This is a genomic window from Kitasatospora sp. NPDC048296 (genome assembly GCF_043201815.1).
GTDB lineage: Bacteria > Actinomycetota > Actinomycetes > Streptomycetales > Streptomycetaceae > Kitasatospora.
On the sequence record NZ_JBICZB010000181.1, the window covers coordinates 1 to 2,363 of the forward strand.

A 2,363-nucleotide genomic window follows, 5' to 3' on the forward strand; every position below is an offset into this window, starting at 1 on the left:
CCGCGGACGAGGTTGGGGCTGTCCTGGCCCTCGGCGAGTGCCGTGAGGCCGGTGAGGAAGCCCTCGCGGTCCCCGCCGATCACGGCGGCGCGGTGGTGGAAGGCGGTGCGGGTGGTGGCGAGGGAGTGGGCCACGTCGACGGGACGCAGCTCGGTGTTCGCCAGGAGGTGGTCGAGCAGGCTCTGGGCCTGCCCCTTCAGGGCCTCGGCCGTACGGCCGGAGAGGAACCACGGCAGGACGGCCGGGGCCGTGTCCGCGCTGGCCGGAGCCTCGGCGGGCTCCGCCTGGGCGGGGGCCTGTTCGAGGATGACGTGGGCGTTGGTGCCGCTGACGCCGAAGGAGGACACACCGGCGCGGCGGGGCTCGCCGGTCTCCGGCCAGGCCATGGCCTCGGTCAGCAGCTCGACCGAACCCGCCGACCAGTCCACCTGCGGGGTGGGCTCGTCCACGTGCAGCGTCTTGGGCAGCACGCCGTGCTGGAGCGCCATGACCATCTTGATGACGCCACCGACACCGGAGGCGGCCTGGGTGTGGCCGATGTTCGACTTCATCGAGCCGAGACGCAGCGGACGGCCCTCGGGACGGTCCTGGCCGTAGGTGGCGATCAGGGCCTGGGCCTCGATGGGGTCGCCGAGCTTGGTGCCGGTGCCGTGCGCCTCGACCACGTCGACCTGGTCCGGCGTCAGGCGGGCGTTGGCCAGGGCCTGGCGGATGACGCGCTGCTGCGCCGGCCCGTTGGGGGCGGTGAGGCCGTTGCTGGCGCCGTCCTGATTGACCGCACTGCCCCGCAGGACCGCGAGGACGGGGTGGCCGTTGCGCTCGGCGTCGGAGAGCCGCTCCACCAGGAGCATGCCCGCACCCTCACCCCAGGCGGCGCCGTCGGCCGCGGCGGCGAAGGACTTGCAGCGGCCGTCGGCCGCGAGCGCGCGCTGGCGGCTGAACTCCATGAACGCCACCGGCGTCGACATGATGGAGACGCCACCGGCGAGGGCGAGGTCGCACTCGCCGTTGCGCAGGGCCTGGGCGGCCATGTGCAGGGCCACCAGCGACGCCGAGCACGCGGTGTCGATCGTGGCGGCCGGGCCTTCGAGACCGAAGGTGTAGGAGATGCGGCCGGAGACGACGCTCGCCGAGGTCGCGGTGGCCAGGTAGCCCTCGGCGGCCTCGCCGGCCTCGCTGAGCAGCATCGTGTAGTCCTGGCCGTTCGTGCCCGTGAAGACTCCGGTGCGGCTGCCTACGAGCGTGGTCGGGTCGATGCCGGCCCGCTCCATCGCCTCCCAGGAGGTCTCCAGCAGCAGGCGTTGCTGCGGGTCCATGACCAGGGCCTCGCGCGGCGAGATCCCGAAGAACTCCGCGTCGAAGTCGGCGACGTCGTGGAGGAAACCGCCGTCGCGCACGTAGGAGGTGCCGCGCTGGTCGGGGTCGGGGTCGTAGAGGCCGTCGAGGTCCCAGCCGCGGTTGGTGGGGAATCCGGTGATGGCGTCGGTGCCGTTCGCGACGAGCTGCCACAGCTCCTCCGGGGAGGTGATCCCACCCGGGTAGCGGCACCCCACACCGACGATGGCGATCGGTTCGTCGAGCGCCACCACGGTGGACGTCACGTCCGACGCCTCGGAGCCGGTACTGGAGATCTCGTCCTGCAGGTACCGCGCGAGCGAGGCCGCGGACGGGTAGTCGAACACGAGCGTGGCGGGGAGGCTCAGCCCCGTCGCCGCCTGCAGACGGTTGCGGAGGTCGACGGCGGTCAGCGAGTCGAAACCGAGCTCCATGAAGGCACGACCGGGCTCGATGGCTCCGGCGCCTGAGTAGCCCAGGACCAGTGCCACCTGGTTGCTGACCAGCTCCAGCGTCACGCGGTGCCGTTCGCTCTCCGAGAGCCCGGCGAGCTCCTGGCCCAGCAGGGTGCTCTCGGCAGCCGACGACCTGGCCTGCTTCGCGAGGGCGTCCAGAGCCCGGCGGGCCTCGGGGATGTTGCGGATCAGCGGGGACGGCCGCTCGGCGGTGAAGGCCGTGGCGAGCCGCTCCCAGTCGATGTCGGCCACCATCGGCGTGGCCTTGGTCGACGTCATCAGCTCGCCCAGCACGACGAGCGCTTCCTCGACGGGCAGCGCGGCGACGCCGGTGCGGCGCTGCTGGGCTTCGGTCGAACCGGCTCCGGCCCAGGGGCCCCAGGCGATGGAGGTGGCGGGGAGGCCGTCGGTGTGGCGTTGGTGGGCGAGGGCGTCGAGGTAGGCGTTCGCGGCCGCCTGGGTCGCCTGGCCCGAGTTCCCGAGGGTGGCGGCGATGGAGGAGAAGAGGACGAACGCGGTGAGGTCGTGGTCCTTGGTGAGGTTGTGCAGGTTGAGCGCGCTGGTGGTTTTGGC

At 72.6% G+C, this 2,363-nt stretch carries 1 protein-coding gene; it reads right to left on the reverse strand.

Translation table 11 applies throughout. The features are described 5' to 3' along the window. A partial coding sequence (locus ACGF12_RS38305; protein ID WP_393041193.1) for a beta-ketoacyl synthase N-terminal-like domain-containing protein occupies positions 1–2,363 on the reverse strand: 2,363 nt, incomplete at both ends.